Origin of the sequence: Neglectibacter caecimuris, from assembly GCF_034335015.1 — a bacterium.
In the GTDB taxonomy this organism is placed as follows: Bacteria; Bacillota; Clostridia; order Oscillospirales; family Acutalibacteraceae; genus Acutalibacter; species Acutalibacter caecimuris_A.
The window spans coordinates 103,833-119,094 of sequence record NZ_JAWXXK010000008.1; the positions used below are offsets into that span (position 1 = coordinate 103,833).

General features: G+C 55.5%; 15 protein-coding genes. 3 read left to right on the forward strand and 12 right to left on the reverse strand.

Annotation, left to right across the window (positions count from 1 at the left end; all coding sequences use genetic code 11):
- Positions 1–120: 120 nt before the first annotated feature.
- On the reverse strand, positions 121–855 hold the full coding sequence (locus U8T64_RS11705; RefSeq protein ID WP_322183656.1) for a YwaF family protein: 735 nt from the start codon (positions 853–855) through the stop codon (positions 121–123).
- Between the two features lie 74 nt (positions 856–929).
- Positions 930–2,327, reverse strand: a complete 1,398-nt coding sequence (gene pdxR / locus U8T64_RS11710; protein WP_322183658.1) for a MocR-like pyridoxine biosynthesis transcription factor PdxR — start codon at positions 2,325–2,327, stop codon at positions 930–932.
- A gap of 454 nt (positions 2,328–2,781) precedes the next feature.
- Between pdxR and pdxS the strand changes: the two genes are divergently transcribed.
- Both pdxS and pdxT read left to right on the forward strand, forming a co-directional pair.
- Complete coding sequence (gene pdxS, locus U8T64_RS11715) at positions 2,782–3,663, forward strand: pyridoxal 5'-phosphate synthase lyase subunit PdxS (protein WP_322183660.1); 882 nt, start codon at positions 2,782–2,784, stop codon at positions 3,661–3,663.
- Positions 3,660–4,241, forward strand: a complete 582-nt coding sequence (gene pdxT, locus U8T64_RS11720; RefSeq protein ID WP_322183662.1) for a pyridoxal 5'-phosphate synthase glutaminase subunit PdxT — start codon at positions 3,660–3,662, stop codon at positions 4,239–4,241. The genes pdxS and pdxT overlap by 4 nt, the downstream gene beginning before the upstream one ends.
- Before the next feature lie 470 nt (positions 4,242–4,711).
- Here pdxT and rhaM read toward each other — a convergent pair whose 3' ends face one another.
- From rhaM to U8T64_RS11770, 10 genes are all read right to left on the reverse strand, one after another.
- Entirely contained in the window at positions 4,712–5,023 is a 312-nt protein-coding gene (rhaM, locus tag U8T64_RS11725; RefSeq protein ID WP_322183664.1) for an L-rhamnose mutarotase, read from the reverse strand.
- 56 nt (positions 5,024–5,079) lie between these two features.
- Positions 5,080–5,754, reverse strand: coding sequence for an HD domain-containing protein (locus U8T64_RS11730; protein WP_322183666.1), 675 nt, complete (start codon positions 5,752–5,754; stop codon positions 5,080–5,082).
- A gap of 42 nt (positions 5,755–5,796) precedes the next feature.
- Entirely contained in the window at positions 5,797–8,148 is a 2,352-nt protein-coding gene (locus tag U8T64_RS11735; RefSeq protein WP_322183668.1) for an endonuclease MutS2, read from the reverse strand.
- 44 nt (positions 8,149–8,192) lie between these two features.
- Entirely contained in the window at positions 8,193–8,936 is a 744-nt protein-coding gene (recO, locus tag U8T64_RS11740) for a DNA repair protein RecO (protein ID WP_322183671.1), read from the reverse strand.
- Between the two features lie 372 nt (positions 8,937–9,308).
- Positions 9,309–10,229: a GTPase Era gene (gene era / locus U8T64_RS11745; RefSeq protein WP_322183673.1), complete on the reverse strand. Its 921-nt coding sequence runs from the start codon at positions 10,227–10,229 to the stop codon at positions 9,309–9,311.
- 89 nt (positions 10,230–10,318) lie between these two features.
- Positions 10,319–10,834: a diacylglycerol kinase family protein gene (locus tag U8T64_RS11750; RefSeq protein ID WP_322183675.1), complete on the reverse strand. Its 516-nt coding sequence runs from the start codon at positions 10,832–10,834 to the stop codon at positions 10,319–10,321.
- Positions 10,827–11,327, reverse strand: a complete 501-nt coding sequence (ybeY, locus tag U8T64_RS11755; protein ID WP_322183677.1) for an rRNA maturation RNase YbeY — start codon at positions 11,325–11,327, stop codon at positions 10,827–10,829. The genes U8T64_RS11750 and ybeY overlap by 8 nt, the downstream gene beginning before the upstream one ends.
- A gap of 40 nt (positions 11,328–11,367) precedes the next feature.
- Entirely contained in the window at positions 11,368–12,345 is a 978-nt protein-coding gene (locus U8T64_RS11760; protein ID WP_437126005.1) for a PhoH family protein, read from the reverse strand.
- 113 nt (positions 12,346–12,458) lie between these two features.
- Positions 12,459–13,685, reverse strand: a complete 1,227-nt coding sequence (locus tag U8T64_RS11765) for a sporulation protein YqfD (RefSeq protein WP_322183679.1) — start codon at positions 13,683–13,685, stop codon at positions 12,459–12,461.
- 59 nt (positions 13,686–13,744) lie between these two features.
- On the reverse strand, positions 13,745–13,975 hold the full coding sequence (locus U8T64_RS11770; RefSeq protein ID WP_322183680.1) for a YabP/YqfC family sporulation protein: 231 nt from the start codon (positions 13,973–13,975) through the stop codon (positions 13,745–13,747).
- An 88-nt stretch (positions 13,976–14,063) separates the two neighbouring features.
- Between U8T64_RS11770 and U8T64_RS11775 the strand changes: the two genes are divergently transcribed.
- Entirely contained in the window at positions 14,064–15,227 is a 1,164-nt protein-coding gene (locus tag U8T64_RS11775; protein ID WP_322183682.1) for a hypothetical protein, read from the forward strand.
- Positions 15,228–15,262: the final 35 nt, after the last annotated feature.

The window sequence follows — 15,262 nt, forward strand, 5'->3', positions numbered from 1 at the left end:
TCGTCCTTGGTCCTTTTGTCCTGAAATTAAGGACGAGATTCTTCGCCTGCGGCTCAGAATGGCAAAGGGCAATTGTCTTTTATTATTAATTATCAATTACTAATTGCTAATTGCCATTGCCTATGATCGCCTGGTTCTTTTCAGCAGGCATTGTCCTCCATAAAGAACCGTCCAGCAGAGGAGGCAGAGAACCGGCAGGCCGATCAGATAACCGGGGGTTCCCAGCCAGGCTTCAAACAGGGAAAGGGGATTTCCCTCTCCCGCGGAGCTGAGGAACATGAAATTGGTGCCGAAGCTTCGGTTGAAGCAATAGACGGCCGCTACCACCGGCAAACAGAAGGGCAGCGCCTTCAGGAATCGGGAAAGGCTGGGCTGAAAACCGCCGCACAGCAGCAAAAAGGGATACAGAAACAGCAGGATATGGGCGGTAAAGCTGTGAATACACAGGGCGTTGCACAAGGGCAGATAGCTCCAGCCGGGAAACAGCAGGGCAAGGGCCGCTCCCGGCAGGCATATGGCATAGAGGATCTCCTGCAGAGCGGCGGTGGGCCTGCACACGTCCGCCAGGATCACAAAAATATTGATGCTGCAAAGGTGCAGGGGCAGAAAATCCACCCGGAAACGGCCGGTTATCAGCGTGGAGCAGACCTTAAAAAGCTCGTCCAGGAGCAGCAGAGCCGCCAAAAGCCGGAGACAGCTTTTTCGCTTTCTCTCCCCCCAGGCCCGATAACGGCTTCCCAGCAAAAGACACAAGAAAAGGCAGGCCCCCAGCCAGGCTAAATGCCCGAGGCTAAACAGAGAAAATCCTTTTCCGGGCGAGATCGTAAAACCCGTATCCCAAAAGTATTTTGCCAATCGAATCACCTCTTTTGTCCTTGGCGAAGTTCATGCCGAGTACGCCGGTCATGGGCTTTGCCTTATGCCCTTACTCAGTACACGGCTTCCGCCAGCCGCCGGGCGGTTTCCTCCATGCGCTCCGGAGCGATACCGGAATAATTCACCACGATACACCCGCCGCCTGCCCGTGCCGGGCGGCTGTGATATCCGGACAGGCAGGAAAGCTGTATGCCCCGCTCCGCCGCCCGGCGCGTCAGCTCTTCATCGGGATAAGGTGAATGTGTTTCCAGCAGGAAATGCAGGCCCGCGTCCGCTTCCCGGATCTGACAGCGGCTTCCCAGGGGGCTTTTCAGGATCGCCTCGACCATGGCGTCCCGCCGGCGGCGGTAAAAATGCCGGGTTCTGGCTAGGTGAGACTCAAAGAAGCCTCCCGCGATAAATTTTGCCAGGGTCATTTGCTCAAAGCTGGGAACCGTACAGGAAATAAAACCGAGCCGCCGGGAAAACCGCCGGGAAAGCTCCGGCGGCAGCACCAGGTAACTGATACGGATCGCCGGGGTAAGCGTTTTGGAAAAGGTATTGACATAGAGTACTCGTCCCGCCCGGTCTATGCTCTGCATGGTGGGAACCGGTTTTCCGGAAAAGCGGAACTCGCTGTCGTAATCGTCCTCTATGAGGTAGCGATCCTCCTTCTCCTCCGCCCAGGAAAGAAGCTCTCTGCGCCGGGAAACCGGCATAACCGCCCCAGTGGGGAAATGGTGGCTGGGAGAAATATGGACTGTCTCTGCTTCGCTCTGCCGCAGCGCGTTTACGGAAAGGCCCTGGGAATCTAAAGGAACAGGCACACAGCGGGCTCCGTTGGCTCGATACACCTGAAGGATTCTGGAATATCCCGGGTCCTCCACCGCAAAAACAGTGTCTCTTCCCAAAAGCTGTACCAAAATTCCATAGAGGAATTCTGTTCCCGCGCCGATCAGGATCTGCTCTGGGGAGACTGCCATACCCCGGAAACGGTCCAGATATTCCGCAATCGCCCGCCTGAGCTGAAAAAGGCCCCGCCCCGGCATGGGGGCAAGCAGAGAGGGGTCCCGCTCGGTGAGCACCTCCCGCATGAGCTTTGCCCACACGGAAAAGGGAAACTGTTCCTGAGGCGTGCGGTTGGTTTTCAGATCGGCAAACCATTCCTTCCCTGTGTCCTCCGGCTCCGCCGATCGTACCGGCAAAGCGGAAGGCTGCCGCACCGGCTGCTCCAGCGCGCACACGAAATAACCCCGGCGCTGTTCCGCGCGCAGATAGCCCTCCAGCAAAAGCTGGGCATAAGCGTTTTCCACGGTCATCACACTTACACCCAGGTGCTCCGCCAGCCCCCGCTTCGGAGGCAGCCTTTCCCCCGCCTTCAGCTTTCCTGAAAGGATATCCTCCCGAATGCTTTTGTACAAAAACTCATATACCGGCAGTTTTCCCCGCCGCTCTAAAGAATATGTCAGCATTGCCGTGACCCCGCTTGGTAGTTGTTAGTAGTTAGTGGTTAGTGGTTAGAGAAGGGCGCGTATAATTAGGAAGGGCAAAGGCTTAGTACGTTAAATTGGGATTTAGCGTGTTAGTTGTTAGTCGTGAGTAGTTAGTTGTTAGAGAAAACGACAGCCTTCTTTTTCCGTCATCCTGAACGAAGTGAAGGATCTCGTCCTTCTATAAAAGAACCAAGGACGAGATTCTTCGCCGGGAAAGTGCAGAAAGTCATAGCTTTCTGCACTTTTTGCTCAGCAATGACAAGGAGAAGGCTTTCCCTTCATTACTCATTTCTAATTGCTCATTTAAGTATCTGCCCTTCTCTCTGGTCTGGTATTATTTTTGCAAAATGGGTATTTTCATCAGTCCAGTTTTGAGTATGATAAAAAACAGAGCGTTTGTCAAGAAAAATTTGCCGAAGGGAGAATGTGACCTATGGAACAGCAGGAAAACAGAGCGGAATTAAACAGGAATTTGGCGCAGATGCTCAAGGGCGGCGTTATTATGGACGTTACCACCCCGGAGCAGGCGAAAATCGCCGAGAAGGCCGGGGCCTGCGCCGTCATGGCGTTGGAGCGCATTCCGGCGGATATTCGGGCGGCAGGCGGCGTTTCCCGTATGAGCGACCCCAAAATGATTCGAGGCATTCAAGAGGCGGTTTCCATTCCCGTCATGGCGAAATGCCGGATCGGCCATTTCGCGGAGGCGCAGATCCTGGAGGCCATTGAGATCGATTATATCGATGAAAGCGAGGTTCTTTCCCCTGCCGACGACGTATACCACATCGATAAAACGGCCTTCCGTGTCCCCTTTGTCTGCGGCGCGAAGGATCTGGGGGAAGCCCTGCGGCGTATTCAGGAGGGCGCTTCCATGATCCGCACCAAAGGCGAGCCCGGCACCGGAGACGTGGTACAAGCGGTGCGGCACATGCGGAAAATGCAAAGCGAGATCCGCCGCCTTGCCTCTCTAAACGACGATGAGCTTTATGAGGCCGCCAAGCAGCTTCAGGTTCCCTATGAGCTGGCGCGGTTTGTCCGGGAAAACGGCAAGCTTCCCGTGGTGAACTTTGCCGCCGGAGGCGTCGCCACCCCGGCGGACGCCGCGCTGATGATGCAGCTGGGAGCGGAGGGCGTCTTCGTGGGCTCCGGCATTTTCAAATCCGGCAACCCGGAAAAGCGGGCCGCCGCCATTGTGCAGGCTGTCACCAACTACAAGGACGCCAAGCTGCTGGCGGAGCTCTCCGCCGACCTGGGAGAGGCCATGGTAGGCATCAACGAGCAGGAGATCGCCCTGCTGATGGCGGAGCGTGGGCAATGAGCGAGATCGGGATTTTAGCGGTACAGGGGGCATTTTTAGAACATGAGCAGGCCCTTTCCCGGCTGGGCGTTCCCTGGCGGGAGCTTCGGCAGAAAAAGGATCTGGAGGCGCCCCTCGGCGGCCTGATCCTGCCGGGAGGCGAAAGCACGGTAATGGGAAAGCTGCTGCGGGAACTGGAGCTTTTTTCTCCCCTGCGGGAGGCCATTCAAAATGGTCTTCCCGTATTCGGCACCTGCGCCGGGCTGATCCTGCTGGCAAGCAGGCTTCAGGACGGGGAGAGGCCCCACCTTGCCACCATGAGTATCAGCGCCCGGCGAAACGCCTATGGAAGGCAGCTGGGAAGCTTTCACACGGAAGAAGAATTCCGCGGGATCGGCAAGGTTCCCATGACCTTTATTAGGGCCCCCTACATTGAGCAGGCGTGGGGAAACGCCGAGATTCTAGCGGCGGTAGACGGAAAATCCGTCGCCGCCCGGCAGGGAAACCAGCTGGTGACGGCCTTCCACCCGGAGCTGACGGACAGCCTTCTCCTGCATCGGTATTTTCTGGAAATGGTTTTGGAAGCTGAACGTATTTGACTCAGGGCACAATCAATGTGCTGCAAGACAGAAACCAAAAGAACTGCTGCAAAATGCCAAATTTTGCAGCAGTTCTTTTGCTTTTCTTTAGATACTGGACGGCGCACATACAATTAGCAATGCTCAGTAAATTATAGTTTAATGCCCTTGGGATCCACTTGCGCGAGTAAGGGGAGCTGTCACGGCAAAGCCGTGACTGAAGGGATTGAAACTGGCGGTTCTATCCCGCTTTCTGCGTGTGACTATCCCCTCCACCACCTTACGGTGGTCCCCCTCCCCCTGCTTGCAAAGGGAGGCTTTCCTCACCGCCAAATTCCAATTTATCACACAGTTCCCCCTTGTCATCCTTAAAGCCCTTCAAAAAGACCGAAGGACGAGATCCTTCGCCACCTTCGGTGACTCAGGATGACAATTTGGAGAGACCTTTTCCTTTTCTAACAACTAACTACTCACAGCTAACAACTAATCAGTTATTCCAAGTGGAACACCTGCTTCAGCGGAATGCTGACCGGGCTGTTGTCCGAGTTTGTTTCCATGAGTTCCGCCATATAGTCCCACCATTTGCGGCAGATGGCCGTATCGGCGCTTTGCCGCCACCGTTCTTCGTTCTCCACCTCCAGGGTGCCGAAAAGCGTCAGCGTTTCCCGATCCAGAAAAATGGTGTAGTTCCTGCCGCCGTATTCATGGATCATCTCTTTCATTTCCGGCCACAGCTCCCTGTGACGGCGTTCATATTCCTCTTCTTTGCCGGGATAGAGCTTCATCTTAAAGCCAAGGATCATACCGCGTACCTTCCTTCTCTTTTTCAAAATCTGTGCCGTCTGGCCAGGGCAGTTTGCTACAGCAGCCGGCTTTCCAGCTCCGCAAGACCTGTGCGGGCAAAATTCGCCTGCTGAACCACGGCGTTCACCGCCGTGTCCAGCTGATGAGAGAGCTCTTCCGCCAGGCGTTTGGCTCCATCGGTATAAAGCCTTTCTTTTACCTGGCGCAGCTTATAGCAATATTCCTGCACCACGGAGGCTTCTGAATCGGCGGTGAATTCCACCAGTCCGTTTTCACCTACCGTGTAGTAGGGCTCTCCCACATGGTCGCAATAGGAAACCGTGCGAAGCAGCCCCATGATCCCGCATACGTCCAGCTTGTCCGCATCAAACAGCAGCTGAGCCTCTATGCTTTCCGCCCTGCCGCCGGTACGGTATCTATGTGAGCGGATCGCACTGCGAACCGCCTGGCAGAACCCCGGGGAATAGCCGTGGTCACTGAGCCACCCGGCGGCCATATCGGCCCCTACGGCGGCGTGGTCCAGAGAAGGATCTCTGAACTGGGCGGCACGGCCGATATCATGGAGCAGACAGGCCGCGATCAGGAGATCGTGATCCACAGGTTCTTTGAGCTCTGCCGCCAGCCTCAAAGCATAGCCCAGCACCCGCCAGACATGCTCTTTATCGTGAGCAGCGTCGGACATACATTCCTGCATATAGCTCTTGAGCTCCTGATACTTCTCCCGTTTCACGGCGTTCCCCTTTCTATCGTCCAAATTCCCAAACGCTTTTCTCTACTTCAATTCCACAATAGTGACGCCGCTTTCGCCTTCTCCGTAAACGCCCAGCCGGAAGCTTTTGACCTGGGGGCATTTCCGCAAATGCTGCTGCACGGCGGTGCGCAGCACGCCTGTTCCCTTGCCGTGAATGATCGTGGCCTGGGAAAGGTTCATTCTGGAGACCCGGTCCAGGAAGGAATCCACCTCCAGAAGGGCCTCCTCCGTGTTCATGCCCCGCAGATCCAGGCTGCTGGAGGTTTCGGCGGAGGAGATGGAACGGGTCACGGTACGGCCCTTTTGCTTCTGTTTCTGTTTTTCGCCCAGCAGGCGCAGGTTTCCAAGCTCCACTCTGGTTTTGATGATCCCCGCCTGCACCAGAACGGTACCGTCCTTGGGCGCTTCCAGCACGGTGGCGTTTTTATCCAGGTCGAAGATCAGCACGTTGTCGCCGGGTACCAGGTCTCTGGGCAGGGTATAGCCCTCGTTGCTCCGCTTTCGCACCGGGTCGGAAAGGGTTTCCAGGCTGTTCATACCGGAGCGGAGCCGGGCCTTTTCCTCAGCGGACAGGGCCTTGTTCTTTCTGCGGCGCAGCTCATCCAGCTCGTTTAAAAGAGCGTCCGCCTGTTGGCGGGTTTTCTGCACGATCAAGGCCGCCTCCTGCCGTGCCCTGTCGATCTCCTTTTTCGCCTGCTCTTCTGCCTGGGCCTTGGCGGTTTCCGCCTGCTGGGCGCTCTTTTGCGCCTGAAGAGAGGAGGCCCGCATGGATTCCATTTCGTTCTCCATTTTCCGGCGGCTCTCCTCCAGCCGCCCCACCACCTGCTCAAAGGCACGGCTTTCCTGAGATACCAGGGCCCTGGCCCTGTCCACGATACGCTCCTCCATGCCCAAACGGCTAGAAATGGCGAAAGCGTTGGACTTTCCAGGGATCCCAATCAACAGCCGATAGGTGGGGCGCAGGGTGGCGACATCAAATTCACAGCAGCCGTTTTCCACTCCCTCTGTTTGCAGGGCGTAGGCCTTCAACTCCGCGTAATGGGTGGTACAGGCAAGCTTGGCGCCCTTCAGGCGCAGCTCTTCAATGATGGCGGCGGCCAGCGCCGCTCCCTCTACAGGATCGGTGCCCGCGCCCAGCTCGTCCAGCAGCACAAGGCTGTGCTCCCCGGCAAGCTCCAGAATATGAATGATATTCGTCATATGGGCGGAAAAGGTGGAAAGAGATTGCTCGATGCTCTGTTCGTCTCCGATGTCCGCCAAAATGTGGCGGTACACCGCTACCCGGCTGTGGTCCCCCGCCGGGATCATGAGACCACACATGGCCATCAGGGTCAAAAGGCCCAGGGTTTTCAGGGCCACGGTTTTACCGCCGGTGTTGGGGCCGGTGATGATCAGCGTATCAAAGCTCTCCCCCAGGGAAATATCGGTGGGCACTACCTTTTCCTTATCGATCAGAGGGTGACGGGCTTGCTGTAGCACGGTGCGGCCCCGTTCATCGATCTCCGGCACAACGGCCTTCATGCGGTAGGCCACCTGAGCCTTGGCAAAAATTACATTAAGCTGTACGGCGTATTCATAGCTTTCAATGGCGGAATCCGCAAATTCTCCCGCTTCCCCGGAAAGCTCCAGCAGAATGCGGTGGATCTCGTCCTGCTCGTCGGCTTGCAGCACCCGGATCTCGTTATTAGCCTCCACCACGCTCATGGGCTCGATAAACACCGTAGCCCCGCTGCCGGAAGTATCGTGTACCAGGCCGGGGATCTCACTGCGAAATTCCGCCTTGACCGGCACCACATACCGCCCGCCCCGCTGGGTGACGATGCTTTCCTGCAAATGCTTCTGATGGCTTTGGGAGTGGATCAGCTTGTCCAGCTGATCTCTGGCCCGGGCGGAGGCGTTTCGGATCTTCCGCCGGATAGAAGCGAGCGCCGGAGAAGCGCCGTCCGCCATTTCCTCCTCGTTCAGAATACAGGTGAAGATTTTTTCTTCCAGATATTTATTGGGTGCCAAAATCGTGAACCTGCCGGAAAGGGCGTTTTGCATGCCCTCGCTTTTTCCATGCCACTGAGACAGGGAACGAATGGCCCGAAGGGTCCCGGCAATATCGAGAAGCTCCCGAAAGCCCAACCCGCCGCCTGCCTGGGCCCGGCGCAGGGCGTTGGTCACGTTTTTCAAGCCGTAAAAGGAGGGCGCGCCGAATTTTGCCATCAGCACAAAGGCCGCATCTGTCTCCTCTAATAAGTAACGGGCTTCCGCCGCGGTAAAGACAGGCTTGATCTTCCGCGCCTGCTCCGCGGCATCTTCACCGGTGGTTTCGTTTGCCACCATTTCCAAAATTTTATCGAGCTCCAAGGCTCTGTAATTTTTATCCATATCGATCCTTTCTTCCCGGAGCGTGTTGGCCCCGTTTTACAAAGCTATAAAAGACTCTGGTAAAAATCCAGCGTTTTCGGGCGCTTTCCCAGAATGTGGAGTAAATAGGCCTCCACGGCGGTGGAAAGCTCTTTTCCGGCACCCTCGGAAAGGGCAAAGGAGAAAATCTTTTCAAAATCCGAGTAAATAATGTGGCGCATAGCAGTCAGCGCCGCCTTGGAAAGCGGCGCGCAGGGGTCCCCGTTATTCAAATAACAGCTTTGGCAATAAATGGTGCCCCGATTTATCTTAAAATACATGCGCTCCGCTTCATAAGCCCCGCATTGGGCGCAGCAGACAAGATCCGGCATGTAGCCGGCAAGGGACAGCATTCTGAGCTCCACAATGGGCTTTAACAGCTCCGGGGATCTTGTCCCCTCGCTCAAAAAATGCAGGGCGTTTAAGACCAGGCGAAGATATTCCCCGGCCTCTACCCCCTCCGGCACCAGCTCCGCGGCAAGGCTGCAAAAATACTGGGCCAGCGCCAGGCGGACGATATCCTGCCGCAGGCCGAAAAACACCTCGATGGGAAAGGCGTCGTTTACTATGTACTTTTCCCGCCCCTTGTAAAGGTTCAGGCGGGAATAGCATAAAAGTCCGGTAGCGGAATTCTTGCTGTCCTTCAGGTTTTTCGCCCGCCGGGCAAAGGCGCGCACTACGCCCTCGTCCTGGGTCAGGGCAGTGATCAGCCTATCGCTTTCCCCGATCACCTGTTCCCGGATAATGATCCCCTGGGTTTTGATCTGCACCGTATCCCTCCATGGAAAAGACGCCCTGCGCCCCTGCCTGGTTCCTGATCTGCGTGTACCTGATGTAGTCCTCTATTTTTCCCGAACGGGCAAAATTGCGCCAAGCCTGCTTTTCGTCCACAAATACTTCCCCCTTTATGAAAGGCAAGATTCCCTTTAAGGCAATACCGCACAAAGACCGGCTTGAAGCCTTTGTACACAATACAACTTGCGCACAATCTTTGTGCGATGTTGCCTTAAGAAAAGTATTTGCAGACAGACCCGCCGCTATGACTGGAAAATAATTGTCTGTTCGACAGGAAGAAACAGACTTTTTATTGTTTTTGTGCTAAGGCAATCTGGGTTGAGGCAACCCAGATCGCCCGCAAAAAACTACAGCTCTAAATTCTTTTCAGAAAAGCCCAGGCTTTGCAGGGTTTGCGGGCGCTGCCGCCAATCCTCCTTCACCTTGACCCACAGCTGCAAATTCACCTTGCAGCCAAAAAACCGTTCCAGATCCTCTCTGGCGTCGGAACCGATGCGCTTGAGCATGGCGCCGCCCTTGCCGATGAGGATTCCCTTATGGTTCTGCCGCTCGCAATAGATCGTGACGTCGATCTCCAGCAGATCTCCCTGCTCCACCATTCTCTCCGTGACCGCCGCCACGCCGTGGGGCACCTCTTTTTCCAAAAGCCGCAGTACCTTTTCCCGCACTGTTTCCGAAGCGATGACCTGCTCCGGCTGGTCGGTGAGCATATCCTCGGAAAAGAAATAGCCGCCCGGCTCCGCAAGCTCCTTCAGTTCACCGAGAAGCGCCTTCATACCGCTTCCGGTTTTCGCGGAAACGGGCACCACCGCGCGAAAATCATACAGGGCGGAAAAGGCGGCGATCTGCTCCATCAGCTTTGTTTTATCGGGCAGAAGATCTATTTTATTGATTGCCAGGATCGCCGGGATATGACCGGCCCGGAACCGCCCGATCAGCTCTTCGTCCGCCTTGGAGATCCCAGTTCCGGCTTCCGCCACCAGAAGGCAGGCGTCCACGCCCTCCACGGCGGAAACCACCGATTTCACCATGTAATCTCCCAGGGAATTCCTGGGCTTCAGAAGCCCGGGCGTATCCAGAAAGACCAGCTGACATTCCTCATCGGTCAGCACCCCCATGATGCGAGTGCGGGTGGTTTGCGGCTTTTTAGAAACAATGGCGATTTTCTGGCCGATCAGACGATTCAAAAGGGAGGACTTTCCCACATTCGGCCTGCCTACAATGGCAAAAAACGCGGAAAGGCCCTGGGGCATATTGTCAAAATCCATGTTACGGTTACTCCAAACTAGATGCTAGATTCTGGATACTGGACGCTAGAGAAAGGGCAAGAGTGGAAATAAGCTTTCCGCCTCTTTTTTCAGCGGCGTCCTTTTTTCTTGCTGAAAAGAGATTCTTTTATTTTTGTAGGACCGATGAAAATGAAGCTCCACGCCAGAACAGCCGACAGGAAAAAGAGACAAAGAGAAAGAGGCGCGGAGCAGATCTCCAATACTGTCTGCCACAAAGCTGGGCGCAGGAAAAGCACGCCGCCTACCAGCACTGCCGCCAGCGCGCACAAAAGCACGGCCCCCGCGGCGATGTCCTTAATGACACGAATACGGGGATTCCAGTGCTTTTCCGTAAAATCACACAGCTTTTCCACCGAGGTATTCATGGCTTCCGCCCCCATGACCACACCAATAGTCAAAACCAGGCAAGCCAACTCTCCCCTGCTCAGCCCCATGCGGAAACCGAAGAAAAGCACATAGCAGCACAGAGTCAAATGGATGCGCATATTCCGTTCACTGCGAACGCAGCCCCAGATCCCCCGGAACGCATCGGCAAAGCTGTTTCTCAGCGTGCGCTTTTTCCCCCGCCCGGAATCCTTAAACATCGGACGTATAGCTGCTGCTGGCGGGCAGGCCAAGCTGCTGCATGACCAGTTCTTCCTTTTCCCGCATTCTCACCCGATCCATACCGCCTTTTTCGTGGTCGTATCCCAAAAGGTGGAGCATGGAATGGGCCGTGAGATAGCCCACCTCCCGTTCCAGGCTGTGGCCATAGCTCTTTGCCTGCTCTACCGCCTTCGGCATGGAAAGAACGATATCTCCCAGGATCTTCGCCCCGGTTTCGTGGTTTTCATCATACCGGCCGTTTTCCCCCAGAGGGAAGGAAAGCACATCGGTAGCGGAATCCTTATCCCGATATTGATGGTTCATCTCCCGGATCTGCTCGTTATCCACAAAGGAAACGCTGATCTCGGCGGAATAGGGAAACTCCTCCATTTGAAGCACGGCATGGCAGCAACGGCGAATGAGCATTCGCAGGCCGGTGGGAATTTTCACCTGCTTCTGCTGATTGGAAATGATGACTCTGATTTTCTCCATGACTTTTTCCCATTCCTTTCTTGGCACATGCTCTGTCGGGTCATTTGGGGCGGTCAGCCTTTTCATAGGCCTTGATAATATCCTGTACCAGCCTGTGGCGCACAACATCCTTCTCGGTAAAGCGGAAGATCGCGATATCCTTCACGCCCCGGAGGATCCGTACCGCGTCCTTCAGGCCGGAACGCTTTCCATCCGGCAGGTCGATCTGCGTTACATCGCCGGTGATCACCATTTTGGAATTAAAGCCCAGGCGGGTCAAAAACATTTTCATCTGCTCGTTGGTGGTATTCTGGGCCTCGTCCAGAATAATAAAGCTGTCGTCCAGGGTGCGGCCCCGCATATAGGCAAGGGGGGCCACCTCGATATTGCCCCGCTCCACATAGCGCTGGTAGGTCTCGGCCCCCAGCATATCAAACAGAGCGTCATATAAAGGGCGCAGATAGGGATCCACCTTTTGCTGCAGGTCGCCGGGCAGAAAACCCAACTTTTCCCCGGCCTCTACGGCGGGACGGGTGAGAATGATGCGGTTGACCTGCTGAGCCCGGAAGGCGGAAACCGCCATCGCCACCGCAAGATAGGTTTTGCCGGTTCCGGCAGGGCCCACGCCGATGGTGACGGTATTGTCCTTGATATTGTCGCAATAAGTGCGCTGGCCTACGGTTTTCGGCTTGATGGGCTTTCCCTTGCTGGTGATGCAGATGCAGTCCCCGGCAAGCTTTACCACCTTTTCCTCGCTGTCCTCCGCCACCATGCGCATGCAGTAGCGCACATTCTGCTCCGTGAGGCTTTCTCCGCTGCCCACCAGCGTGATTAAACTGCGCACCGCCCTGACGGCCTTGTCCACCGCCAGGGGATCTTCCCCGGTGATCTTCAGCTCAGAATCCCGGAAAAGCAAATTTACCCCGTATTCCTGCTCGATCAGCTTTCTGTTTTCATCAAAGCTGCCAAAAAGCTCCGCAGCCTGTTCCATTCGATCCAAACTCAATCTCTGTTCCAAAGAAATCTCCTTATTCCACATCCAAAAGCCCGATCCCCTGACCTGGCCCTTGACCTTTTCCAGCATCTAACATCTGGTATCTAGTATATCACATTCTTCGACCTTTCTTCAAGAAAAAAACATATGAGAAATACCTAAAATTTTCCATCTGTTTCCGTCTGATTAACTAAAACTTCTCGAATCTCCCCAATTTCTTCCTCACAGCGGCAGCTTGCGCTTACGATGCACATGCCGTCGGGAAAGCTATAGGTCAATTCCTCTTTCAAAATTTTACTTCCAGCGGGCAGGGCTGCCTTTTGCGCTTCCCGCAGCTTCAGGAGCGCCGCCTCTTTTAATTCCCCTCTTTCCATCGGACGGCTGTGCTCTTCCAAAATCACAGAAACCTCCCGCTCTATTCCCACGGGAAGCTCCACCCCCAAGGCGGTCAGCATAGAATCATCTTTGTAGGTGCGGCAGCTTTCAGAGGGCTCTTCCTGCCACCCCAGCGGGATCCGAAATCCAAAGAGACGAAAAGCTGATTTTGTTTGCTTTTTTCCGCTGGGGAGCAGCTCCTTTTTCTCCGCGGAAACCTGAACGGTAAATTCCCGGTAGGTTTCCGCGCGCACGCTTCCCCTGGCAGCCCCCAGGGTTTCCAAAGGCTTTTCCGGCGGCGGGCTGTAGGGGTCCAGCCGCTCCTGATATAGGCCGGAAATCAAAAGATCCCCTTTTTCCACAGTATCTCCCAGCTCCACCTCTGGCCTGCCATGCTCCGCTTCTATGGCAAGAATTTTCCCCTCTCTGGCGGCCACCATGTTGGACCAGCGCAGATCATCTGTGATCTCTGGTTTTTTCTCGCTTTCGCCAACGGCTACCTCTACAAAGCAGCCGTTGGTATTTACAGCGGCCCATTTCAGCTCCGGCAGATCGGAAATGATGCTGTGGGCCGCCAGCTTGGGGGTAAAGTCCCTTTTCCAGGCCCCCAGAAACACACCGTTGTTCCTTGCCGCTTCCAGCACTTGCCTGTCGCTGAGCCGGTCTGTCCCGCTGACGCTGACGCCCCAGACAAAGCAGTTGAGAAAGCAGTACAGACCGATCCCACAAAAGATCCCTGCAAAGAGCCCCTTTCTCAGCCACAGTCTTCTGACCTGAAAGGGAAGCCCTCTTTTTCTGACGCAGCGCAGGCGCACTCCGCACCGCCTGACGAGGGGCAGCAGCCGCCGGTATTCCTTTGCCCGGCACCGCACACAGGCCTTTTCTCCCCGCCGGGAGAAGTCCCAAAAGCCAAAGCCGCTTTTTGCCGCCATATTCAAAAACCGGGCGGAATCCCCTGTGATTTCGAACTGCGCGTACCCCGTGAGCAAATGAAATATTTTCTCCAGCATCGCTCCGCATTCCCCTTTCCAGTGCCTGCAAGGCACGTTTGGCTATAAGCCATTCCACTTTAATAGCTGTATTCCACACTGCTGATAAAGCCCTCTACCACGGCGGAGCTTTCCGTCAGCCGCTTCAGCCTGAGATTTCTGCCTGAAAAACGCACCGTCAGCCTTCCTGTGCGAAGGATCACCTTTTCCTTGTCATAATCCACGATGCCATCGCAGCCGTCCACCACGGCAGACCTATTTCCGGTCAGCTCGATCACCGAGCTTCCCCTTCCCTTTTGCTCCACCGCCATCCCTCCCTTTTCAAAAATATTATGTGCCGCTTTCTGAATGTATAACGGTACAGCTTCATATTCCTTGCAGAGAAGGAGGGATCTCGCAATGGATCTGAAAACTGCCTTTTGTAACCGTGCCGACGGGCTATGGTGGAAAAAAATTCAGGGGCAAAAAAGCCAATGGCTTTCCGCCAAATTTTCCGCCCTTGCCCTTCTCTGCCTGACCGCCGCTTTGCTGGCCTTTCCCAGAGAGGTACAGCAGAGCGTGAAGAACAGTATTCTTTACTGCCTCACCGTGCTTACACCTTCGCTCTTCCCTTTTATGGCGTTGACCAGCTTCGCCGTCAATTCCGGGGCGGGAGAGCATTTGGGCGGTGCGCTGAGCTTTCTTTCCCGCTATGTTTTCCGGCTGCCCGCCTCCTGCGCCGTTCCGATCTTACTGAGCTTTCTCGGCGGATATCCCGCCGGGGCAAAAGGGGCCTCTCTGCTGCTGGAGCAGGGAAAGCTCACAAAGGAACAGGCCGGGCGCATGATGCTGTTCTGCGTGAACCCAGGGATCGCCTTTGTGGTTACCTTTTTAGGCGGCACGGTCCTGGGCAGCTTCCGTACCGGCTGGCTGCTGTTTTTCTCAGTGACCGCCGCCGGGATCCTTTTGGGGATCCTTTCGGGCCTCGGGACCCCGGTTCCCCCCAGAGAATCCATGGCCCCCGCCCCCCTTCACGGCGGCGCGGTGACCCGTTCCGCCTTTGACGCCGCCTCCGCCGTTTTGAAGATGTGTGCCTGTATCGTGCTGTTTTCCGGGCTGACCACACTTCTTCACGGCTGTGGGCTCTATCAGCTTCTCAGCCGTATGCTGGCAGCCCTTAAGTTGTTCACACCCATGGAAGCCGCCGCGCTTCTCTCCTTTCTCATCGAAGTGACCGAAGGGGTCGGGGCGGCTTCATCCCTGCGGACAGGGCCTCAGTTTTTTGCTTTCGGGCTGGCTTTCGGCGGGCTCTGTGTTCATTTGCAGGTATTTTCCTTTTTCACCGCATTCCCTGCAAAAAAGTGGAAATTCTATTGTTACCGCTTTCTTCACGGCGGGATCGCCGCCTCTCTTTATCTTTTACTGGTAAAACTGATTCCGGGCAGCTCAGTGGAGGCTTTGGCCCCAGTGGGGGCAGTGCAGAGCGTTACAGCCTTGTCCGGTACCCTGGCAGGCGGCCTTTCCCTTTTCCTGATGTGCCTTGCGTTTTTGTTGATCTCCACCCAGGAGGAAAAAAGTGGTTGACGGATTGCGCCGGAGACGGAGCTATGGTATACTAG